General features: G+C 69.4%; 17 protein-coding genes and 1 pseudogene. 6 read left to right on the top strand and 12 right to left on the bottom strand.

Annotated features, from left to right (window positions below; all coding sequences use genetic code 11):
- Nucleotides 1–201: 201 nt before the first annotated feature.
- From ACWDO5_RS09850 to ACWDO5_RS09860, 3 genes and pseudogenes are all read right to left on the bottom strand, one after another.
- A pseudogene (locus tag ACWDO5_RS09850) lies at nucleotides 202–426 on the bottom strand (antibiotic acetyltransferase); the annotation flags it as partial.
- Between the two features lie 304 nt (nucleotides 427–730).
- Nucleotides 731–3,235, bottom strand: a complete 2,505-nt coding sequence (locus ACWDO5_RS09855) for an amidase (protein ID WP_450529814.1) — start codon at nucleotides 3,233–3,235, stop codon at nucleotides 731–733.
- A gap of 446 nt (nucleotides 3,236–3,681) precedes the next feature.
- Nucleotides 3,682–6,666: an ATP-binding protein gene (locus tag ACWDO5_RS09860; protein ID WP_450529815.1), complete on the bottom strand. Its 2,985-nt coding sequence runs from the start codon at nucleotides 6,664–6,666 to the stop codon at nucleotides 3,682–3,684.
- A 324-nt stretch (nucleotides 6,667–6,990) separates the two neighbouring features.
- Between ACWDO5_RS09860 and ACWDO5_RS09865 the strand changes: the two genes are divergently transcribed.
- On the top strand, nucleotides 6,991–7,269 hold the full coding sequence (locus ACWDO5_RS09865) for a DUF6355 family natural product biosynthesis protein (RefSeq protein WP_450529816.1): 279 nt from the start codon (nucleotides 6,991–6,993) through the stop codon (nucleotides 7,267–7,269).
- 180 nt (nucleotides 7,270–7,449) lie between these two features.
- On the opposite strand, the gene ACWDO5_RS09870 is transcribed toward ACWDO5_RS09865, so the two are convergent.
- On the bottom strand, nucleotides 7,450–8,334 hold the full coding sequence (locus ACWDO5_RS09870) for a sigma-70 family RNA polymerase sigma factor (RefSeq protein ID WP_450529817.1): 885 nt from the start codon (nucleotides 8,332–8,334) through the stop codon (nucleotides 7,450–7,452).
- 227 nt (nucleotides 8,335–8,561) lie between these two features.
- On the opposite strand from ACWDO5_RS09870, the gene ACWDO5_RS09875 reads away from it, so the two are divergent.
- Entirely contained in the window at nucleotides 8,562–9,137 is a 576-nt protein-coding gene (locus tag ACWDO5_RS09875; protein ID WP_450529818.1) for a TerD family protein, read from the top strand.
- 123 nt (nucleotides 9,138–9,260) lie between these two features.
- On the opposite strand, the gene ACWDO5_RS09880 is transcribed toward ACWDO5_RS09875, so the two are convergent.
- Nucleotides 9,261–9,881 carry a TetR/AcrR family transcriptional regulator gene (locus tag ACWDO5_RS09880; protein ID WP_450529819.1) on the bottom strand — a complete coding sequence of 207 codons (621 nt, stop codon included), beginning with the start codon at nucleotides 9,879–9,881 and terminating at the stop codon, nucleotides 9,261–9,263.
- Between the two features lie 92 nt (nucleotides 9,882–9,973).
- Here ACWDO5_RS09880 and ACWDO5_RS09885 point away from each other — a divergent pair, with 92 nt between their 5' ends.
- The 3 genes from ACWDO5_RS09885 to ACWDO5_RS09895 all read left to right on the top strand — a co-directional run bounded on the left by ACWDO5_RS09885 (nucleotide 9,974) and on the right by ACWDO5_RS09895 (nucleotide 13,677).
- Nucleotides 9,974–10,753 carry a 4'-phosphopantetheinyl transferase family protein gene (locus ACWDO5_RS09885; RefSeq protein ID WP_450529820.1) on the top strand — a complete coding sequence of 260 codons (780 nt, stop codon included), beginning with the start codon at nucleotides 9,974–9,976 and terminating at the stop codon, nucleotides 10,751–10,753.
- 178 nt (nucleotides 10,754–10,931) lie between these two features.
- A complete protein-coding gene (locus ACWDO5_RS09890) occupies nucleotides 10,932–12,803 on the top strand; it encodes a prolyl oligopeptidase family serine peptidase (RefSeq protein WP_450529821.1) in 1,872 nt (623 codons plus the stop codon).
- Between the two features lie 118 nt (nucleotides 12,804–12,921).
- On the top strand, nucleotides 12,922–13,677 hold the full coding sequence (locus tag ACWDO5_RS09895) for an SURF1 family protein (RefSeq protein ID WP_450529822.1): 756 nt from the start codon (nucleotides 12,922–12,924) through the stop codon (nucleotides 13,675–13,677).
- Nucleotides 13,678–13,947: 270 nt separating this feature from the next.
- Here the strand turns inward: ACWDO5_RS09895 and ACWDO5_RS09900 are convergent, their stop codons facing one another.
- The 7 genes from ACWDO5_RS09900 to ACWDO5_RS09930 all read right to left on the bottom strand — a co-directional run bounded on the left by ACWDO5_RS09900 (nucleotide 13,948) and on the right by ACWDO5_RS09930 (nucleotide 20,344).
- A complete protein-coding gene (locus ACWDO5_RS09900) occupies nucleotides 13,948–15,000 on the bottom strand; it encodes a hypothetical protein (protein ID WP_450529823.1) in 1,053 nt (350 codons plus the stop codon).
- Between the two features lie 89 nt (nucleotides 15,001–15,089).
- Nucleotides 15,090–15,752 carry a SigE family RNA polymerase sigma factor gene (locus ACWDO5_RS09905; RefSeq protein WP_450529824.1) on the bottom strand — a complete coding sequence of 221 codons (663 nt, stop codon included), beginning with the start codon at nucleotides 15,750–15,752 and terminating at the stop codon, nucleotides 15,090–15,092.
- Between the two features lie 251 nt (nucleotides 15,753–16,003).
- Nucleotides 16,004–17,107, bottom strand: coding sequence for an aspartate-semialdehyde dehydrogenase (locus ACWDO5_RS09910; RefSeq protein ID WP_450529825.1), 1,104 nt, complete (start codon nucleotides 17,105–17,107; stop codon nucleotides 16,004–16,006).
- Nucleotides 17,104–18,375, bottom strand: a complete 1,272-nt coding sequence (locus ACWDO5_RS09915) for an aspartate kinase (RefSeq protein WP_450529874.1) — start codon at nucleotides 18,373–18,375, stop codon at nucleotides 17,104–17,106. Before ACWDO5_RS09915 ends, ACWDO5_RS09910 begins: the two co-directional genes overlap by 4 nt.
- Before the next feature lie 327 nt (nucleotides 18,376–18,702).
- The gene (locus tag ACWDO5_RS09920) at nucleotides 18,703–19,362 is read right to left on the bottom strand and encodes a DUF5063 domain-containing protein (RefSeq protein WP_450529826.1); all 660 of its coding nucleotides are present in this window, start codon (nucleotides 19,360–19,362) and stop codon (nucleotides 18,703–18,705) included.
- Nucleotides 19,355–19,954 carry a recombination mediator RecR gene (recR, locus tag ACWDO5_RS09925; protein ID WP_450529827.1) on the bottom strand — a complete coding sequence of 200 codons (600 nt, stop codon included), beginning with the start codon at nucleotides 19,952–19,954 and terminating at the stop codon, nucleotides 19,355–19,357. The genes ACWDO5_RS09920 and recR overlap by 8 nt, the downstream gene beginning before the upstream one ends.
- Nucleotides 19,955–20,008: 54 nt before the next feature.
- Nucleotides 20,009–20,344 (bottom strand): YbaB/EbfC family nucleoid-associated protein, encoded by a 336-nt coding sequence (locus tag ACWDO5_RS09930; RefSeq protein ID WP_215097232.1) that lies wholly within the window; start codon nucleotides 20,342–20,344, stop codon nucleotides 20,009–20,011.
- A 273-nt stretch (nucleotides 20,345–20,617) separates the two neighbouring features.
- Here ACWDO5_RS09930 and ACWDO5_RS09935 point away from each other — a divergent pair, with 273 nt between their 5' ends.
- Entirely contained in the window at nucleotides 20,618–21,370 is a 753-nt protein-coding gene (locus tag ACWDO5_RS09935) for an SLATT domain-containing protein (protein ID WP_450529828.1), read from the top strand.
- Nucleotides 21,371–21,495: the final 125 nt, after the last annotated feature.

A 21,495-nucleotide genomic window follows, 5' to 3' on the forward strand; every position in this document is an offset into this window, starting at 1 on the left:
ACGGCCGCCTTACGGCCGGACGAGTGTAGGCCGATCAGCCCACCGAAAGACCCGTAGGCCAAACAGACGAATCACACCTAATTCCTGATAGACCCGTCGGCGCCAGGACATGATCGGCAAACAGACGGCAGGGGATGATGCGGGACGCATTGAGCATGCGCACCGGCGACGTGGGACACATTGCCAAGCGGGAGACCGCTGTCATCGGGTTTCCTGTCGGCGGTGCTGGGCGGCGATGCGCTCGATGTCGGCCGGCGTTCCGGCCATGATGGTACGGGCGTGTTCGGTGACCAGGTCGGCGGGCCAGTCCCACCATGCGGCGCGGAGCAACCGCTTGATGTCGGTGTCGGCGAAGCGTCGCCGGATCGGCCTGGCCGGGTTGCCACCGACGATCGTGTAGGGCGGAACGTCGGCGGTGACCACCGCGCCGGCCGCATCCAGGACCTCACCCTGGCCGGCCACCCCAACGACCAGATCGCGCACACCACCACCGCCGAAGACGACGTGTCGCTTGCCGGGGCCGGCGGATGCGTCGACGGTGCCGGCGTGAGGGCCACGAACCTGGCGGCGAAGCACCAGGGAGCCGGGGGCAAGGACAGTAGTAAAGAGGGGACCCTGACCGCCCCCGTGGAATACCTGCTCCGCAGCATGGCCTAGCGCCAGAAAATCAACTCTGAGAGGGCAACGGCGGCGGGCTGCGAGCCCGCCGCCGTGCCGGTGCGGTCCTCGCTCAGCCCTTGGCGCCCCCGCGCACGTACCGCAGCGGAGGAGCGGTGTTCGGCGCCACGTGACCGTCCGCGCGCTGCTCGAAGGCGTACGCCATGCCGACGAGCTTGGCGTCGTCCCAGGCGCGGCCGAGCAGCTGGAGGCTGATCGGCGCGCCGTTGCGGTCGCGTCCGGCGGGGAAGGCGACCGTTGGCGCGCCCGAGGAGCCCGACGGCGTGTCGCTCCGGCCGAAGCTCGAGCGGTTGCCACCGCCGTCGTTGAGGCTGATCTCGCTCAGCAGGCCTGGGTAGACCACCGCATCGATCTGGTTGGCGTCCATCCACGTCGCGATGTTCGCCTTGTACTGGGCCCGGTAGTCACGCCAGGCCTCGATCTCCTCGGCCGTCATCCGACGCTTGCCGTCGCAGTACGAGGGCGCGTAGCGGGTGTACGGCAGCTTGCGCTGCGAGCACACGATCTGCGCCGGGTCGCGCAGGGACAGCTCCGGATGCGAGTCGATGTACCGGGCCCAGCCCTCCCAGTTGCGGTCGCTCGTCACCGACGGCGGCGCCTTCGGGCCGGAGGGCAGCTCGACGAGCTGCGCGCCCGCCTCCGCGAAGTACTTCAGCGCGGCCTTCTCGGCGTCCGTCGTAGTCGTCGTGCCGTACGGGTCGACCCACGTGGACGGCACGATGCCGATCCGCTTGCCCTTCAGCGCGTTCGCGTCGAGCACGCTGCGCCAGTCGGCCGGCCGGTGCGCACTCGCCTCAGCCGTCTCGGGGTTCTCCGGGTCGGTCCCCGAGACGACGTTGAGGATGTCGGCGAGGTCGCCGACCGAGCGCGCCATCGCGCCCGCATAGTCCTGGAGCCACGACAGCGGCATCACGCCCCTGTCGCTCTGCATGCCGTCGGTGCCGCGCATGGTGACGAGGCTCGCCGCGCTGGCGGGCGCGTAGAGCGAGTCACCGGTCTGGGAGCCCAGCGCCGCGGCGGCAAGGCTGGTAGCCGTGGCGACGGCCGACCCGCCGCTCGAGGCCAGCGCGGAGCGGGACGGGTCGAACGCGTTCCAGACCGTGCCGTAGGCGCTGTCAGAGTAGCTGCCGCTCGTGGCGTACTCCTCCAAGCTCGCCTTGCCGATGATCACGGCGCCGGCCTCGCGCAGCCGTGCGACCTGGTAGGCGTCGTGCGCCGGCCGGTAGCCCTCGAATGTCAGACTGCCGTTCGTCGTCGGCATGTCCTTGGTGTCGTAGAGGTCCTTGACGGCGATCGGGATGCCGAGCAGCGCCCCGCGCTTGCCGGCCGCACGCTGCTTGTCGGCGTTGCGCGCCTGCGCCATCGCGTCCTTGGCGACCGTGATGTATGCGTTGAACCCGAACTGGCCCGTGTCGTAGGCGGAGATCCGGTCGAGGTAGGCGCGCGTGATCTGCTGGGACGTCGTCCGGCCGGCCTCCATGTCGGCCTGCATCTCCTGCATCGTCTTGTCCACTACGTTGTAGGGCGACGTCGTGACCATCTTCGGCGCGGGAGGCACCGGCGGCTGCGGCACGGACCGCGAGGCCGCGCACTTCTTCGGCTTGGCGCCGGCACCCGACGGCGACAGCGCGGCGAAGTTGGCCACCGAGCAGATCTGCGCCGTCGAGAGCCCGTCGACGACCGGTGCCTTGGCCAGCGCCGCCGCCTTGTCGCGCACGCCGGCGATCTCCGCGGCCGCTGTCGCCGTCGTCACCTGCTTGCCGACGACCAGGAAGTGCAGCAGCGAGCGGCTCTGCCCCGGCTGCAGCGTGAGCGTGTTGACGTACGCCTGATAGTTGGCGTCGTGGCCGCTCGTTGCCAGCGGCGCGGTGAAGGTGTCGCGCAGCCAGTTGCCGGTGCGGTCCATCGCTCCGGCGAACGGGCTTGGATCACCGATCACCGTGGCGGTCGGCCCGCCAGTCGTCTGGCCGTCGGCGGTGCCGCTCGCGACCGCCGCCCAGGAATCCTTGGGCGAGACCGTCGCATCGCCGCTCGAGGTGGCGACGACCTCGCTGTGCGTCGTGCCCGTAGCGCCGTAGCCGGTCTGGCCTCCGAAGGCGACGTCGATCGTGATCGGGGCCCGGGTGGTGTTCGTAAAGGTGTCGAGCCACCGCCCCCACGCCTCGGGGCGGTCGATGTAGATGGAGCGCGAGATGGCCACGCCGCCGAGCTGCACGGAGCGGGTCGTGTTCCACGCGTCCTGGCCGTCGAAGCGGAGGCCGAAGCCGCGCATCATGGCGCCGTCGAAGCGCGGTGCGGGTGTCGTACGGATGTGCACCCGGATGCCGCCATAACCGTTGAGCATCGTGCTGTACGGCGCCTGCACGCCGGTGCCGCTCTGTGTGGCGCGGATACTGCCGGTGTCTGCCCCCGGCGGCGCGGCGTCCTGGATGCCCCAGGCGGTGCCATTCGCGTCGGTGACGTAGGTGAAGGCCGATGCCGGCGTGGCCTGCAGCATGGCGAGCCCGAGCGAGACCACGGTTGCTGCTCTTATCCGGGCACGGGTACTGCGGTTCAAGGAAACTCCTTCACGGGGGGGGGGGGGGGGGGAAGTGGCCGCGTCCAAGATCGTGGTGTACGAGAAGGCCACCTGACATGTGCACAAAATGCCGTGGCAGACGGTATGGCCGCGGCATTTCAGCATCTTTGCTGAAAGGTAAGGCCAGGGTTTCCTTCCGCTGCAAGCGACGGACCGGCGTGGCCTGGGCACATGGCGAACGGGCACCAGCATGAGCCACGAAGTGCCGCTCCCTCGCCTGTCGTACGGTCACGTCGCACAGGAGTGTCGCTGCGGGTCGGCAGCCTCAGGAGTATGAGCCGGTGGCCATCCGCCCCGGACGAGCCTGCTGCGTCACCTGTTGCGCATGAGCCGGTCGAGAGCCGCGACCGGGGAACTCGGGCTCATGGCCCGGCGGGCATCGAGAGCCGTCTCCCACTGCTCCCCCAGGGGCTGGATGAGGCTCGCTATCGACCGCGCAGTGCTTCCTCGACCCGGGCCGATCCGGGCGCACCGATGCGCCGATAGGTTGCCTGTGCCTGTCTCAGCCTCGCGAGGCCCTCGGTCGTGTCGTCGGTGCGGAGGAGGCAGTGGCCCAGCCCTTCGAAAGCACGGGCCTCCAGGAGCGGGGCGCCGATATCCCGCGTCGGCTCCAGCGAACGGTTGAACTTGTCCTGGGCAGATTCGTGTTGGCCGTGACGGAGCAGAAGCTCTCCCTGCGTGATCACGGTGTCGGTCAGGCCATGGCGGTGCCCGAATTCAGTGTGCAGATGGAACGCCATTGCGAGATCGGCCTCCGCGCCGGCACGGTCTCCCAGTTGATCCTTCACGACCGCGAGTTCCTTGAGCGTGCAGCCCTCCCCGTGTCGAAAGGCGAACTCACGGTGCAGGCTGAGCGCCTGGATCAGCGTGCTGAGGGCCGTCGCGTGCTCGCCGGAAAGACGGTGGGCAACGCCCAGGTCGGTAAGGGCCAGCCCCATCCCGTAGCGGCTGCCGAGTTGGCGGTGCAGATCCACTGCCGAGGTGAGCGTGGTGATCGCGGCGCGAAGGTTTCCGGTGAGGTATTCGACGACACCCAATTCCTTGAGGGAGTAGGCCTCCCCAAACGTATTGCCGAGCTCGGTATGGAGGCTCATCCCGTGGGCGACATGTGTGGCGGCTGCCGGGTAGTCGCCCATGAGGTAGGAGACCACAGCCAATTCGTTGTACGCGAAGGCCAGGCCGTAGGGTTTGCCGACTTCCTGGAACATCTCCAATGCGCGCGCCTGCGTGGTGAGGGACGCATGCAGGTTTCCCATCAGGCAATACATGGTGCCGAGTTCATGGAGCGTGTTGGCCTCGCCGAGCTTGTTGTCGAGACTTCGGTACAGCGTTCCGGCCTGCTCCTGGCTGACCCGGTCGGCGGCGTAGTCGCAGCAGAGGCGTTGCGCGACGCCCAGTTCGTGCACGGCGTTCGCTTCGCCGAGGCGGTCGCCCACTTCCCGATAGGCTCTCTGTGCCTGTTGTTGGCTGCGCACCGCGGCCGGGTACTGGCCTTGCAGCCGTTGCACTGACCCGAGATTTCCCAGAGCCAGTCCCTGCCCGAGGCGGTCCCCCGTCCGGGTCGCTGCTTCCAGCGCGCACTGGTGCACAGCGATTGCCTCGTCCCAATGCCCTTGGATGCGCAGGAAGTCGTTCAGCGCTGCCGCGATGTAGATCGCGTGAGTGGGACGGGCGCGGAGCGCAGCGAAGTCGACGGCGGCGTGCAGGTTGGCACGCTGTCCTCTCAGCCAATCGAGAGCCTGTGCGGAGCTGTTGATCTCCGGTGTCCAGGCGGGGGGCCGGCCCACCGTCGGCCGGGCCGAGGCGGGAGCCCGCCCGATGACGAAATGTGCGGCGTGTTGTGCCGTGTGCAAGTAGTAGTCCAGCATGCGGTCCAGTGCGGCCTCGGTTTCCCGCACCAAGTCCAGGGAGACCAGGGACTTTGCTTTCTGCCGCACGAGGTCATGCATGCGATAGCTGCCACGCGCGGGTTCCTCGATGAGGTGGTGCATGAAGAGGTCGTCGAGCAACTCTTGCGCCGTTGCCAGTTCCATGTCGGCGAGTGCCGCAGCGACGTACGCGTCGATCTCCGAGCCGGGGTGCAGACCAAGCCGCCGGAACATGAGCTGAGGGTCGGGGGCGAGGTCATGGTAGGAAAGATCGAACGCTGAAGCCACGGAGTCGTCTTCGGCACGCATTGCCGCAATCCGGTTCTGTGTCCGCGTAAGGTCGGCTACGAGGTCCCGGACGGTCCAGCTCGGATGGTGGGCCAGCTTCCCCGCGGTGAGCCGAATGGCCAGCGGTAGGTAGCCGCACAGCCGTACGACCTCCTCGACATGGGGGTCCGAGGGAAAGAGGTCCGGGCGGGCTGCCAGTCGCGAGAAGAGCACGGTCGCCTCTGTCGGCGGGAGTGTTTCCAGGCTGATCGGAACCACCCCTTCAAGCGCGGTAAGCCGACGTCGGCTAGTGATCAGGACAAGGCAACCCGGGGATCCGGGCAGCAAGTGACGAATCTGCTCACTCGATACAGCATCGTCCAGCAGCAGCAATATCCTCTTGGAACGCAGTTGCTGTCGCCACTGAGCCGACCGTGTCTGTCGATCCGCAGGAATCCGGCTGGCGGGTACCCCTACTGCGAGAAGCAGCGAGACGAGAGCGTCTGACGGGTCGACCGGGCGTTGCCCCGGGGTATGACCATGCAGATGGAGGAAGAGCTGGCCGTCCTGGAATCGCGGGGCGAGAAAGTGCGCGGTTCGCACGGCGAAGGCGGTCTTTCCGATCCCCGCCATCCCGTCAATCGCATGAATGCCAATGACCCCGGTGTCCGGGTCTGCCGAGTCCAGGACCTGCTCAATCCGTTCCAGCTCGGCACCGCGCCCAGTGAAGGACGCAATGTCCCGGGGCAAACTGAACGTCGCAGCCGCCCTGGCCGGCACCGCGAGTTCAGTGATCTGCAGCCCGAGCACTTCGAGCCGGCCCATGATTTCGGCCGTATCGAGGGCGCGGACCAGCTCGGTCAGTTCCCCAGCGGCGGCATACTGGCGCAGGCCGGAGACGACAGCTTCGGCGACCTGTTCGATGAGTTCCGCCGGCTCCATGTCCACCACTTCGCCGAAGGGGCGGCCGGTCGCATCGGCGACCCACTGCTCCAATTCGACCATCTGGCCGGCTACAGCGGCCGTAAGGGCGTCCCGCACGGATCGCGCACCGCCGAGGCTCAGTTTTGGTGGTGCGGCGAAGTAGCGGGCGAGTCCGCGCTCCAGCACAGGCCGAACGGCTGGGTCCGCCTGGGTCACGACCGTCCCCAAGGCGCGGTTCATGGTCTTCTTGAGCGATCGCTCGTCGTGTTGACCTCTGATCAGCCGGACGCCGGAGTCACTGCAGAAAGCCACCAGCCAGCCCACAACAGCGCTTACGACATCGATCGCCACCACCGTGATGCGGCCCTCCCGCCAACGCTCACGCGACGACGGTCACGAACTGCCGTCGCCACGGATCAGGCAGTGCCAGATTGAGAACGTTCGACACTCTTCGTGTTCAAGAGAACGTGCCCAGTAAGCATAGCCGACAGGCTCCGACCAGGGCCGGCGGATGTTGCAGACCGTCGGCGAAGCCGGCATCGGCACCCGATCTGGTGAAGTCCTTCATTCTTAAGAGCTAGATCAACTACTACCAAGAGTGAGAACTGGAACCCTCTACGTGTGCACAACTCATCCAGTGCTCGGGCATCCCGCCCTCAAGAAGGAGTTGCCCCCATGAGCGTTCGTCGTTCCCTGCCGGCCGTCCTCGGTGCCGTAGCCCTCATCCTCGGACTGTCCACAGCCGCCGCGCCGTCAGCGGCCGCAGACCCCTGCGGGTTCTACGAGACCGCCAGTGACGCGTACTACAACCACTGCACGAGCGACGGCTCGCGCATCATCATCGAAGTGGAGGTATGGGGCCCCAACTACGAGCGATGCGTGGGGCCTGGCGTCACCTGGCTGGGATCGGCCAGCGCAATCGACGGCGCGGCGTACGTCGGGCGCACTTGCTGACCACTGCACCCCGACACTCATCAAAGGCCACCGACTCACGTGAGTCGGTGGCCTGTGGCGTTCGCTGCGGATCTGGCCGGGAAGGCCAACCAATCAGATCAGCGGCCCCTGCCCGCATACCACCGACCCGTGGGGGTCCCCCACGGAGCCGGAGTTCTTCCGTGTCGTTTCGTCCGCCCGTCAGTCGTCGAGGAACGCCAGGTCGAGCCGGCCCAGGCGCTCGGGATCGGCGAGGATGTCGATTTCTACGATCTTTCCGTCCGCGACCGTGAAGGCCATGACCGAGAGCGGCCGGCCGTCGGGAGCCGTGACGAGTCCCGCGACACCGTTCACCAGGGCCGGCTTGGCGAAGCGGGCGAACCTGGAGAAGAGCAGGGCCTGCGAGGCCACCGCCTGCGCACCGCGGACCCGCTTCGACACGCCCAGCGACACAGTGCCGTAGTCCGCGCGGAGCAGGACGTCCGGGTCGAGGACGGCGACCAGGGCGTCGAAGTCGCCGCCACGTGAGGCGGCGAGGAAGGCGTCGACGACCTCGCGCTGGCGGGAGAGGTCGGCCTCGGGGACCGGGGCCGATCCCTGGACCCGGCGGGGGGCCCGGCTCGCCAGTTGCCTGGCCGCCGTCGGGGTGCGGTCCACGATCGCGGCGATGTCGTCGAAGGGCACGGCGAACATGTCGTGGAGTACGAAGGCGAGCCGTTCGGCAGGGGCGAGCGTGTCGAGTACGACGAGCAGTGCGAGGCCGACCGCGTCCGCCAGCAGGGCTTCCTGCTCGGGCTCGATTCCGTCGGCGCGGCTCACGACGGGGTCGGGCACGTAGACGTCAAGGGGATCCTCGCCGCGTGACCTGCGTGAGCGCAGCATGTCCAGGCACACCCGCCCGACGACCGTCGTCAGCCATGCGCTCAGGTTGTCCACGTCGCTGGTGTCGGAACGGCTCAGCCGCAGCCACGCATCCTGGACGGCGTCGTCCGCCTCGCTCAGCGAGCCCAGCATGCGGTACGCCACCGCCCGAAGGCCGACGCGGTTGGCCTCGAATCGCTCCGCCAGCCAGTCGTTCTCGTCCATCGGTCACGTTCCCCTCGTCTCGGTCCGTCATAGCAATGACGGACGAAGCCGAGCCGATGTGACGAGAAGAAGCAATGAGGTGCGGATGAGACGGAAGGAGCACGCGGGGTGAATGAGGTTGGCACACGAGGGATCAGGGGAACCAGGGCCTGCGGCCGCTCGTTACCCTCGTGGGCAAAGGAATCGTCAAGAGGCGCGGCCCGCGCCGGATTGCGCAGGGGATTTCCATGGGTGTCAGCCTTTCCAAGGGCGGCAATGTCTCGCTCACCAAGGAGGCCCCGGGCCTGACCGCGGTCGTCGTGGGCCTGGGCTGGGATGTACGCAGCACCACCGGGACGGACTTCGACCTCGACGCCAGCGCCCTGCTGGTCGACGCCAACGGCAAGGTCGTGTCCGACCAGCACTTCGTGTTCTTCAACAACCTCAAGAGCCCGGACGGCTCCGTTGAGCACACCGGTGACAACCTCACGGGTGAGGGCGAGGGCGACGACGAGCAGATCAAGGTCAACCTCGCCGGCGTGCTGCCCGAGGTCGACAAGATCGTGTTCCCGGTCTCGATCCACGAGGGCGAGAGCCGTCAGCAGTCCTTCGGCCAGGTGCGTAACGCGTTCATCCGCGTCGTCAACCAGGCCGGCGGCGCCGAGCTGGCGCGCTACGACCTGAGCGAGGACGCCTCGACCGAGACCGCGATGGTCTTCGGCGAGCTCTACCGCAACGGCGCCGAGTGGAAGTTCCGCGCGGTCGGCCAGGGGTACGCCTCGGGGCTGCGCGGCATCGCGCAGGACTTCGGCGTCAACATCTGAATCCGCCGATAGCCGTTCCGTCCGGCCGGTCCGGCTCGTCCGGCTGTTCAAGGGTCTGATCCTCGGTGAGGGTCAGACCCTTGGCGCGTCCCAGGGTCCGTCACGGTTCGTTCAGGGTCCTGTTCAGCTCACGTACGCGCCCGCCCGGGCGGCGGATTCGGCCGCTGCGGCAGCGCGGTCAGCAGCGGCATCGTCGAGCGGGTCGCCGCTGACCAGGAGGCGGTAGTAGAGCGGGGCAGAGACCGCGCGGATCACTTCCTGGGCGTCCGTGCCCGCGGGGAGTTCGCCGCGAGCGACGGCTGCGTCGACACACGGAGCCCACTCCTTGATCCAGGTCGAGTAGAAGCGGTGCAGGGCTTGCGCGGTGCGCTCGTCGCAGCTGGCGGCGGCAATGACAGCCTTGAAGAGCGGGCCCTGGCGGGGGTCGGTAAGGGTACGGGCCACGAGGCGGGCGTTGGCCCTGAGGTCCTCGGTGAGGGAACCGGTGTCCGTACGCGGCTCGGGCTGTCCGGCCAGGTCCGCCAGCAGATCGGCGATCAGGCCGGCGGTGGTGCCCCAGCGGCGGTAGACGGTCGTCTTGCCCACCTCCGCGCGACGGGCCACATCGGCGAGGTCGAGCCGGTGGAAGCCGTGGTCGACCAGGGCGTCGCCCGCGGCCTGCAGGACAGATGCCCGGACGCGGGCAGTGCGGCCGCCGGGACGTACGGTGCCGGGGGTAGCCGGGTCCGCATTCTCGGAAATCATAGGGCCAGGTTAACGGAACCTGAGGGCCGTTAGATACTCTCCTCTCGTACCTCGCCCCTCGCAGCTGAGAACGATCACCGATCATGGACAGCATGCCGACCGACACACCCACGGACCGCACACCGCCTGACGACGAGGCATCCCGCGACCGCGAGGCACCCAGTGACCGTGACGCCGCGGCGGCCCTGCCGGGCGTGGAGCTGCTGTGGTCCGGGCGGGTCGCCGACCACGCCGCGGACGCCGCCGCCCACCGGCACCTCCTCGACGCCGCGGAGTCCACGCGGCTGGACGCCTTCCTCCGGGACGCCGACCGAGACGCCTACGCCGTGGCGCATGTGGCACTGCGCCGGCTGCTCGGCGAGCGGCTCGGGCAAGCCCCGGAAGCGGTCACGCTGTCGCGCGAACCCTGCGCCCACTGCGGCGGCCCGCACGGGCGGCCCGTCGTACCGGGCAACGCCGTGCACTTCTCGCTGTCGCACACCCGCGGCCTGGTGATGATCGCCCTGGCCGGGGCTCCGGTCGGCGTCGACGTCGAGGGTGTCCCCGACCCCGACACGGTCGCCGACGTCGCCTCCCGGCTGCACCCGCGGGAGCGTACGGAACTGGCGGCGCTGCCGGCGGCGCAGCTCCCCGCCGCGTTCACCCGCTGCTGGACCCGTAAGGAAGCCCTGCTGAAGGCAACCGGCGTCGGTCTGAACGAGGACCTGTCCCTCACCTATGTCGGGGCCGGGCCCCAACCGGCCGCGAACGCCGACTGGTTGCTGGCCGACCTGCCCACGGACCCCGGCTATACGGCAGCCATCGCCGTACGCCTCACCGGGACCGACGCTCGGCCGCCACATGCCACCAGCCGGGCGGCGAACGCCCGTTGACCCGCGCGCCGGGCTGATCCAGCCGTCGTCGGCGCGTGAGCGGGCTGAAGCGTTCGAAAAGCGAGATGCCTGCTCGTGCAGGAAGTCCAGGCGCAGGCCCGCGGCGATGCGGACGAAGTTATCCACAGGCTGCGGACGACGCGAACGGATTGTCGGGGGTCCGGCGCAGAATGGGGTCATGACTGAGATCACTGACTCCACGCCGGAGCTGCCCGGCACGCCCGAGCTGCCCGGCATGCCGGACTGGGAGAAGCGCTTCCGTGCGCCGCGCGTCTCCCTGCCCGACTGGGCGGAGGACGCGCCGCACCGCTCGCTCTTCGTGTCGAATGCCACGGGGACGTACGAGCTGTATGCCTGGAACCGGGCGACCGGCGAGCAGCGGCAGGCGACGGATCGGCCGAACGGCACGACGGACGGCGTGCTCTCGCCCGACGGCTCGTCGATCTGGTGGTTCTCGGACAGCGACGGGGACGAGTTCGGGGTCTGGATGCGGCAGCCCTTCGGCGGCGGGGAGGACGAGCCCGCAGCGCCCGGGCTTGAGCCTTCGTACCCGGCGGGGCTGGCGATCGGCCGGGACGGCACCTCGGTGGTCGGCCGCTCGACCGACGAGGACGGCACGACGATCCATGTCGTACGGACGGGCACGGAGCCGGTCGAGATATACCGGCACCGGCAATCGGCCGGGGTCGGCGACCTGTCCCACGACGGGACGCTGGTCGCGATCGAACATACCGAGCACGGGGACGCGATGCACTCGGCGCTGCGGGTGGTGCGCGTTGGGGGCACCTCCCACGCCGAAGGCTGTGGGGGAGGGTCCTTGGTGGCCGAGCTGGACGATACGAAGGGGGGCACAGAGGAACTGGGGCTGGAGGTCCTCGGCTTCGCTCCGGTGGACGGCGACACCCGGCTGCTGATCGGGCATCAGCGGCGCGGCCGCTGGGAGCCGATGATCTGGGACGTTGCGTCGGGTGAGGAGACCGATCTCGCGATCGACCTGCCGGGCGATGTGAACGCCGAGTGGTATCCGGACGGGTCCGGGCTGCTGGTCGCGCACAGCTTTGAGGCGCGCGGTGAGCTGTGGCGGTACGACCTGGCGACGCGTGCGCTGGTGCGGATACAGACGCCGGCCGGTTCGGTCTCGGGCGCGACGGCCCGGCCGGACGGGGAGGTGGAGTACCTGTGGTCCTCGGCCGCGCTGCCGCCGCAGGTGCGCTCGACGGCGGGCGGGGTGGTGCTCGATCCTCCAGGGATGAAGGCGCCGGAGTCGGTGCCGGTGGAGGACGCCTGGGTGGAGGGGCCGGGGGGCCGTATCCACGCGCTGGTGCAGAAGCCGGCGGGTGCGACAGGTCCGCTGCCGACCGTCTTCGAGATCCACGGCGGCCCGACCTGGCACGACAGCGACGCCTTCGCGGCGGGCCCAGCGGCCTGGATCGACCACGGGTATGCGGTGGTGCGGGTCAACTACCGCGGTTCGACGGGATACGGACGGGAGTGGACGGACGCGCTCAAGCACCGGGTCGGGCTGATCGAGCTGGAAGACATCGCGGCGGTCCGGGAGTGGGCGGTGGGCTCCGGGCTCGCGGATCCGGAGAAGCTGATCCTGGCGGGCGGCTCCTGGGGCGGCTATCTGACCCTGCTCGGCCTCGGCACCCAGCCCGAGGCGTGGGCGCTGGGGCTGGCGGCGGTTCCGGTCGCCGACTACGTCACGGCTTACCACGACGAGATGGAGGCCCTGAAAGCGATGGACCGCACGCTTTTGGGCGGCACCCCGGAGGAGGTGCCCGATCGGTTCGAGGCCTCGTCGCCGCTGACGTACGTGGACGCGGTGCGGGCGCCGGTCTACATCTCGGCGGGGGTCAACGACCCGCGTTGCCCAATCCGCCAGGTCGAGAACTATGTGGACCGGCTGGCGGCGCGCGGCGCGGTGCACGAGGTGTACAGGTACGACGCGGGGCACGGGTCGCTGGTGGTGGAGGAGCGGATCAAGCAGGTGCGGCTGGAGATCGCCTTCGCGGCGCAGCACCTGGGGCAGGGGGCGGACCTGGGCTAGCGACGCTGCGCGGAGGAGGGTGGCCCGAAGACAGAGGGGGAGCCGCGCCGGGACAGGGAGGGGCGCCATGGCAGGGGGCGGGCCGAGCGACCGCGGGCGCGTTCCGTACCGTGGGGGTGTGTACCGGTTCCTGCTGACGCCCCGCTGGTGGGGGATCAATATCTTCGTCGTGCTGGCGATCCCCTTCTGCGTCTTCATGGGCTCCTGGCAGCTCGGCAAGTTCGAGGACCGCGTCCACACGCACGAGCAGGCCAAGCAGCAGCCCGCGCCGGGTGAGCAGAAGGCCGCGCCCCTCGACGAGCTGCTGCCCGTCGACAACGAGACGTCGGGGCGACAGGCGATGGCCACCGGGCGGTACGGGCAACAATTCCTTGTCCCGGACCGGGAGTTGGACGGCAAGCGGGGCTCGTATGTGCTGACGCTGCTCAAGACCGACGGCGGCCGGACCCTGCCGGTGGTCCGCGGCTGGTTGCCCAAGGGCGAGCCGGCCCCGGCCGCGCCGGCCGGGCAGGTCACCGTGGCCGGGGCGCTGCAGGCCTCCGAGACCCCGGGTACGGACGGGGTGCACACGGCGGGCGGGCTGCCGAGCGGGCAGCTGGGCATGATCAGTGCGGCCTCGTTGGTGAACCTTGTGCCGGACGATGTGTACGACGCGTGGGTCACGCTGGCCGCTGCGGACAGCGGGCTGAAGGCCGTGCCCGCGGTCGCGCCCGCCGGCAGTGGGCTGGACCTCAAGGCGTTCCAGAACCTGGGCTACACCGGGGAGTGGTTCGTCTTCGCCGGCTTCGTGCTGTTCATGTGGTTCCGTCTGCTGCGACGCGAGGCGGAGGCGACGCGGGACCGGCAGCTGGGTTTGGAGCCCGAGCCGGTGTAGCCACCGGGGGGGCGCGTGGGCGACCGGGGCACGCCCGGCACCCTGGCCCCGCGCCTCGCCCGGCCCGACACCCCCAGCCCGGCCGAGACCCCAGCCCGGCCCGGCGCGGGATCCGCCAGCCGCATCGCGAGCCCGCCAGCCGCATCGCGAGCCCGGCGGCCTCGCCCGACAGCACACCCCGACAGCACACCCCGGCGGCCCGCCCACATCCCAACAGCGCCCCGCCCCTGGCCCGGCACCCTCAGCGCGGGCACCCGGGCAGCGCGCCCCTCACTGTGCGTTCAGGACACCCGTGCGGTAGATCGTGCCCGAGCACGCGTCGGGGATCGTCGTTTCCGCGCTCGGCGCGCCCTGCTCAGCCGTGTAGGTCACCGCGACGCTGCCGTCCGCCGTGGCGCCGCCGTCCTCGCTGCCGAGCTGGGTCTCGCTGCTGCCCGCGGTCGTGCCCGTGCCGGTGTTCGCGCCCGACGAGCCGCCCTCCGAGGGGGTCGGGTCGGGAGAGGCGCCGGTGGTCGGGCAGCTGTCCGCCGGGACCCAGGCGAACCTCACCTCGTACGCCGTGTCGGGCTTCAGCATCAGCGTGGCCGCCTCCAGGGAGGGGTCGGGCAGGCCGGTCGCCGCGTCGCCCGCGGTGTGCTTGACCACACTGATCTTGGCGGGGTCGGCCGCGCCCAGCGCCTGGAAGTCGACCGTGCCGTCGCCACTGACCGCGCAGTCGGTCTTGGAGACATTGGCGATGCGGAAGGTGCCGTACACCTTGCCGTCGGCGTCGGGTTTGGCCGCCTCCGCCGAGGTGACGCCGAGCTGGTCGGCGGCGCAGACCGGCAAGGTCGCTGCCACGCTGCCCGGCGGGTTGACCACGCCGCCCGTCGCGCCGTCCGTGGCGCCGGAGGGCTTCTCGCCCGGTGTCCGGGTCGCGCTGCCCCGGTCCTGCTGGTTGCCCCGGCCGCCGGTGAAAGGACCGCCGGAGCCCGACTCGCCGCCCACATCACCCGTCTCTGCCCCGGTGCCGCCCTGCGCCTGTTCGCCGTGTCCGGCGTTGACGGGGCGGGCGTCGTCGCCGCTGGAGTTCGCCACATGGACGAAGGCGGGGACCGCGGTGCCCATCAGCAGCGCCGCGGCGGCCATGCCGACGAGCGCCTGCCTTTTACGGGCACGCCGCGCGGGGACCGCCCTTCGCAGATGGTCGAGGGCGCCGTCGGAAGGGTTGAGGTCCTCCACGGCACCTTGCAGCATCCGGCGCAGGGCCATTTCCTCCCCGCCAAGCCCCTCAGCGGGCACCTGCCCGAGGCCGCCCTGCTCATTTTCCGGCCCGTTGTTCACAATTCCGTTCCCAGTCCGGTCGTCAAACGGCCCGTCCGGCCCGTACCGCTCAAACTTGTGCATCCTGCGCCATTTGCGCCTGTGCCCGCTCATGCCGGGGCCTCCATGGCGACGCGCAGCGCCGCGATGCCGCGAGAACCGTACGCCTTCACCGAGCCCAGGGAAACGCCCAGAGTCTCAGCAACCTGAGCCTCTGTCATATCGGCGAAGTATCGCAGCACCAGCACCTCGCGCTGGCGGCGCTGCAGTCCGCGCATGGCCTTGATCAGCGCGTCCCTCTCCAGTTGGTCGTAGGCCCCCTCCTCCGCGCTCGCCATGTCAGGCATCGGCTTGGAGAGCAGCTTCAGCCCCAGGATGCGGCGGCGCAGCGCGGACCTCGACAGATTGACCACGGTCTGGCGCAGATACGCCAGGGTCTTCTCCGGGTCCCGTACGCGGCTGCGCGCGGAGTGGACGCGTATGAACGCCTCTTGGACGACGTCCTCGCAGGAGGCCGTGTCGTCCAGGAGGAGGGCCGCGAGACCGAGCAGCGACCGGTAGTGGGCGCGGTAGGTCTCGGTGAGGTGATCGACAGTGGTACCCGCAGCCATCGTGTCGTCAGCGCCCTCGCGCTGGGACGGTATGCGGGTGGTGCGGGGCGCGGGCATGGGGGCGATCACCGGCATGCCGCCGGACGGGCGGGGTCTGCGGAGCGGGCGCACCGAAGCGCCGCGGACCGGGACCACCCCTGTGATGTCGAGAACCTCTGCCACGCCTGTTGGACACGCTTCCCCCCGTCAGGGTTGTACGCGTACGCCACCGTTTTTGACGGTGAGCCATATGCCCTCATGCGTACCCGATCTTCCCCAATGCCCCATTATTGCGGCAGCGTGAAGGGGCGACCGCAAAGACGCTTCCCGCCCAACTACCGGTTGCAGTAAGGGGGAAGCGTATTTTCGAACATCCATGCACCCCAGTTCAAGAGGTACCGATCTTCGACTTGCCCACAGGGCGTTCACATATACTACAAAGCCCTCCGGTTCTGCGGTCGCAGAATACTGTCGGAGCCCAACCCCGGCCCGATTTCGGCCGCGACCGCCTCCGCGATCTGCGCGGCGTTCAGCGCCGCCCCCTTGCGGAGATTGTCTCCGCACACGAACAGGTCCAGCGCACAGGGGTCGTCCGGCGCCCGCCGCACCCGCCCCACCCACGTCGGATCCGTCCCCACAACATCCGCGGGCGTGGGAAAGTCGCCCGCCGCCGGATTGTCGTAGAGCACAACCCCGGGCGAGGTCGCGAGGATCTCGTGCGCCCGCTCCACCGTGACCTCGTTCTCGAAGCGCGCGTGCACCGCGAGGGAGTGCGTGGTGATCACCGGTACGCGTACGAACGTCGCCGCCACCCGCAGCCCCGGCAGATCCAGGATCTTGCGCGTTTCGGCCCGCAACCCCAGTTCCTCGGAGGACCAGCCGCCGTCCTCCAACGCACCGGACCAGGGCACCACATTGAGCGCCAGCGGCGCGTGGAAGGGCCCGAGGTCGTCGCTCACGGCACGGCGTACGTCTCCGGGCCCGGCGCCCAGTTCCGTACCGGCGACCAGCGACAGCTGTGTCCGCAGCGTGGCGACGGCGTCCCGCCCGGCGCCGCTGACGGCCTGGTAGGAGGAGACGACCAGTTCGCGCAGTCCGAACTCGGCGTGCAGCGCCCCGACCGCCGGGATCATCGTCAGTGTCGTGCAGTGCGGACTCGCGATGATCCCGCGCGGACGGACCCGTACGGCATGGGGATTGGCCTCGGGGACGACCAGCGGCACATCCGGGTCCATCCGGAAAGCGGCCGAAATATCCACAACCACCGCGCCCTTGGCCGCGGCGATCGGCGCCCATTGCGTGGACACCTCGTCCGGTACGAGGAAGATCGCGACGTCGACGCCCGTCAAGGCCTCTTCGCTCAGCGCGACGACCTCGCTCTCCGCGCCGCGCACGGCCAGCTTGCGGCCGGCCGAGCGCGGCGAGGCGAGGAGACGTATGTCGCCCCAGACATCCGCGTGCTGCGACAGGATCTGGAGCATCACCGCTCCGACGGCTCCGGTCGCTCCGACAACCGCGAGCGCCGGCTTACGGGTCATCGCCCGGTGCCGCCGTAGACGACCGCCTCGTCGGAGTCGCTGTCCAGGCCGAAGGCGGTGTGCACGGCGCGTACCGCCTCGTTGACGTCGTCGGCGCGGGTGACCACCGAGATGCGGATCTCCGAGGTGGAGATCAGCTCGATGTTCACGCCCGCGTCGGAGAGCGCCTCGAAGAAGGAGGCGGTGACGCCGGGGTTGGTCTTCATACCCGCGCCGACGAGCGAGATCTTGCCGATCTGGTCGTCGTAGCGCAGCGAGTCGAAGCCGATCGATGCCTTCGCCTTCTCCAGGGCGTCGATGGCCTTGCGGCCGTCGGTCTTGGGGAGGGTGAAGGAGATGTCGGTCAGGGCAGTGGTGGCCGCCGAGACGTTCTGCACGACCATGTCGATGTTGATCTCGGCGTCCGCGATGGTGCGGAAGATGGCCGCCGCCTCGCCCGGCTTGTCCGGCACCCCGACGACCGTGACCTTCGCCTCGGAGACGTCGTGGGCGACTCCGGAGATGATCGCGTGCTCCATCTGCTGGTCCCCTTGCGGCTCGTTGCTGACCCAGGTGCCGCACAGCCCGGAGAAGGACGAGCGGACGTGGATCGGAATGTTGTATCGGCGTGCGTACTCGACGCAGCGGTGCAGCAGCACCTTGGAGCCGGACGCGGCGAGCTCCAGCATGTCCTCGAAGGAGATCCAGTCGATCTTCTGCGCCTTCTTCACGACCCGGGGATCGGCGGTGAAGACGCCGTCGACGTCCGTGTAGATCTCACAGACCTCCGCGTCCAGCGCGGCGGCGAGGGCGACGGCGGTGGTGTCGGAACCACCGCGGCCGAGGGTGGTGATGTCCTTCTTGTCCTGGGACACACCCTGGAAGCCGGCGACGATGGCGATGTTGCCCTCGTCGATCGCCGTACGGATCCGGCCCGGCGTCACATCGATGATGCGCGCTTTGTTGTGGACCGAGTCGGTGATGACGCCTGCCTGGCTGCCGGTGAACGACTGGGCCTCGTGGCCGAGGTTTTTGATCGCCATCGCCAGCAGGGCCATGGAGATCCGCTCTCCCGCGGTCAGCAGCATGTCGAATTCGCGCCCGGCAGGGATCGGGGATACCTGCTCGGCGAGATCGATCAGCTCGTCCGTCGTGTCGCCCATCGCGGATACCACGACGACCACCTGGTGGCCGCTCTTCTTGGCATCGACGATTCGCTTGGCGACGCGCTTGATGCCTTCGGCATCGGCAACGGAGGAGCCTCCGTACTTCTGCACGACAAGGCCCACGTGCGCTCCTCGCTCGGTTCTTACTGCAGTCATTGCAGTCATTGCAGTCATTACTGCGGTCGGCTCAGTCTAACGAGCGGCCGCACTCCGGCCCGCTGCTATCACATCGTGAGATGTCCCGCTCACTCAGTGATCATCGGGAGGGGGGCACGGCCGCTCGGTGACATGCCTGCCCCGGCGGATGCAGGGTACGCGGGGGTGTGGGGCGGGTCACAGGGTACGAGCGGCTGTCCACGGCACACACGGATGTCCCGGCACCGCTACGGACAGGCTCACAGCCCGCCGACGAGCTGCCGGCAGGGGATCGCATTCGGGCAAGCGTTCCCGTCAGGTGGCCGTACGCAGGCCCAGCGGGCCCGCGATCTCCTGCGACATGACCTTGCCGGCCTCCTCCGCCAGCGCGTCCTCGGCCAGATCCTCGTCCGTGTCCAGGCCGTCCAGCTCCTCCAGCGGCTGATCCAGGCGGACATGGGCGACCAGCGACTGCAGGGCGCGCAGTGTCGCGGAGGCGGTCGGGCCCCAGTTGGAGAAGTACGAGAACTGCCACCACCACAGCGCCTCGCTGATGCGGCCCGCCCGGTAGTGAGCCAGGCCGTGGCGCAGGTCGGTGACGATGTCCGCGAGGCTGTCGGAGATACGGCAGGCGACCGGGGCCTTGCGCGGTTCGTACGGGTCGAAGACCTCGGAGAAGATGTCCACCGGGTCGAGCAGCACGGCGAACCGCTCACGCAGGTCATCGACGTCCAGGTCGGGCCCGGTGTCCGGTTCGTACCGTTCGTCGGGGACGATGTCCTCGTGCGCGCCCAGTCGGCCGCCCGTCAGCAGGAGTTGGGAGACCTCCAGCAGCAGGAAGGGCACCGCACTGTCGGGCTCGTCACCCTTCGCGACTTCCGTAGTCGCGACGATGAAGGATTCGATCGAGTCCGCGATCTGGACCGCGAAGTCGTCCGGGTCCTGATTGGCGGCGTGCAGGTTGGCGTCAGACATCGAGAAGTCGTCTCCCCTCGAAGGCACGCCCCAGCGTGACCTCGTCGGCGTATTCCAAGTCTCCCCCCACGGGCAGACCGCTGGCCAGCCTTGTGACCTTGAGTCCCATCGGCTTGACCATGCGTGCCAGATACGTGGCGGTGGCCTCGCCCTCCAGATTGGGGTCCGTGGCCAGGATCAGCTCCGTGATCGTGCCGTCCGCGAGGCGAGCCAGCAGCTCACGGATCCGCAGGTCGTCGGGGCCGACGCCCTCGATGGGGCTGATGGCCCCGCCGAGTACGTGGTAGCGGCCCCGGAACTCCCGGGTCCGCTCGATCGCGACGACATCCTTGGGCTCCTCCACCACACAGATGACCGACTGGTCGCGGCGGGGGTCACGGCAGATGTTGCACTGCTCCTGCTGCGCGACATTGCCGCACACGGCGCAGAAGCGGACCTTGTCCTTCACCTCGAGGAGGGCGTGAGCGAGGCGGCGGACGTCGGTCGGCTCGGTCTGGAGGATGTGGAAGGCGATCCGCTGCGCGCTCTTGGGACCGACGCCGGGCAGCCTGCCCAACTCGTCGATGAGGTCCTGAACCACGCCTTCGTACAACGGAATGCCTTCCTGTTCTCTGCTGGTACGTACGGTAGTTGGTACGCCTCGGCCCTAGAAGGGCAGGCCCGGCATGCCACCCAGGCCCTGTGCGAGCGGGCCGAGCTTTTGCTGCTGGAGCTGCTGCGCGTTCTCGTTCGCGGCCTGGACGGCGGCGACGACGAGGTCCGCGAGGGTCTCGGTGTCCTCGGGGTCGACGGCCTTGGGGTCGATGACGAGGGCTCGCAGGTCTCCGGATCCGGTGACGGTGGCCTTCACCAGGCCGCCGCCCGCCTGGCCCTCGACCTCGGTCTGCGCAAGCTCTTCCTGAGCCCGCGCGAGATCCTGCTGCATCTTCTGGGCCTGCTGGAGGAGCTCCTGCATATTGGGCTGGCCACCACCGGGAATCACGGTCACTCCTGGCATTTCGACGACGGTTGTTCGGTAAGCCGAGCCTACGTGCTTGCCGGGCACCGTGCCCCACCCTGCGGGGACCAACTCTTTCGAGTGAGTTGGCCGGGAAGTCTCCACCTGATCAAGGCCCTCTTGTGGGCGGAAATACCGGGATTTCCGGCGCACAGCCCACCATTCGGCGGTAGGAAGAGCATTGCGCACCAGGATGCACGCGCGCACCGTACGTCACGCAGTGTCACGTCAGTCGTCACGTCGTAGAGGAGTGCACCGGTGAGCCAGCCGGAGATGCAGCCCGGGGGGCCGGCCCGGGAGGAACGTGGCGAGGCGCCGCGCGGTGACCTGGCCGGGAGGCCGTTTCCGCTCGGTGACTGGGGTGCGCCGGCGGAGCGCCTCGACGAGCTGTACAGGTGGGTCGAACAGGACGCCCTGCGTACGGCGCGGTGGTATCTCGCGGACCGCGTGTGGAAGCGGCGTACGGCGCGTGTGCTGCGGCTCGGCACGGCCCTGGGGGTGATCGCCGGGGCGGCGCTCCCGCTGCTCGACCTGGCGGCCGTCCTGGACGGGGCGGCGGGGTGGGGGTATCTGTCGCTGCTGCTGGGGGCGGCGTGCCTGGTCTGCGACCGGTACTTCGGGCTGACGTCGGGCTGGATAAGGGACGTCGTAACGGCGCAGGCGGTGCAGCGCAGGCTGCTGGCGCTGCAGTTCGACTGGGCGTGCGAGAGCGTACGGGAGGTGCTGGGCCCGACGGATGGCACGGCGAGTGAGGCGGCGGAGCGGTGTCTGGGGGTGCTGCGGCGGTTCTCGGAGGACGTCGCGGAGCTGGTGCGGTCGGAGACGGCGGACTGGATGGGGGAATTCCGGTCGGGTCCGGCGCCGCTGGTGATGCAGCCGACGAGGACGGGGATCGGCAGCGTGGGGGGCGCGGGGCGGGCGGACGGGGTGGGGGGGCCGGGGCGGATGCCGTTGCCGCCGGGGACGCGGCCGAACATGCCGAGGCAGCGGCCGCCGGAGGCGCCGCGCTGAGGTGGCCGCCGGAGGCGCCGCGCTGAGGTGGGCGCGGTGTTGCTCCCGCGCCCCGCGCCTTCCGTAACTGGGGCTCCGCCCCAGACCCCCGTAGGCCTTCGGGGTCTGGGGCGGGGCCCCCAGGG

The sequence above is a fragment of the Streptomyces sp. NPDC000880 genome (genome assembly GCF_053599675.1).

Excerpts from the sequence above, each read along its gene's own strand:
- ACWDO5_RS09865 (WP_450529816.1), top strand. The coding sequence starts at position 6,991 with ATGAGCGTTCGTCGTTCCCTGCCGGCCGTCCTCGGTGCCGTAGCCCTC.
- ACWDO5_RS09870 (WP_450529817.1), bottom strand. The coding sequence starts at position 8,334 with ATGGACGAGAACGACTGGCTGGCGGAGCGATTCGAGGCCAACCGCGTC.
- ACWDO5_RS09875 (WP_450529818.1), top strand. The coding sequence starts at position 8,562 with ATGGGTGTCAGCCTTTCCAAGGGCGGCAATGTCTCGCTCACCAAGGAG.
- ACWDO5_RS09880 (WP_450529819.1), bottom strand. The coding sequence starts at position 9,881 with ATGATTTCCGAGAATGCGGACCCGGCTACCCCCGGCACCGTACGTCCC.
- ACWDO5_RS09885 (WP_450529820.1), top strand. The coding sequence starts at position 9,974 with ATGCCGACCGACACACCCACGGACCGCACACCGCCTGACGACGAGGCA.
- ACWDO5_RS09890 (WP_450529821.1), top strand. The coding sequence starts at position 10,932 with ATGACTGAGATCACTGACTCCACGCCGGAGCTGCCCGGCACGCCCGAG.
- ACWDO5_RS09910 (WP_450529825.1), bottom strand. The coding sequence starts at position 17,107 with ATGACCCGTAAGCCGGCGCTCGCGGTTGTCGGAGCGACCGGAGCCGTC.
- ACWDO5_RS09920 (WP_450529826.1), bottom strand. The coding sequence starts at position 19,362 with ATGTCTGACGCCAACCTGCACGCCGCCAATCAGGACCCGGACGACTTC.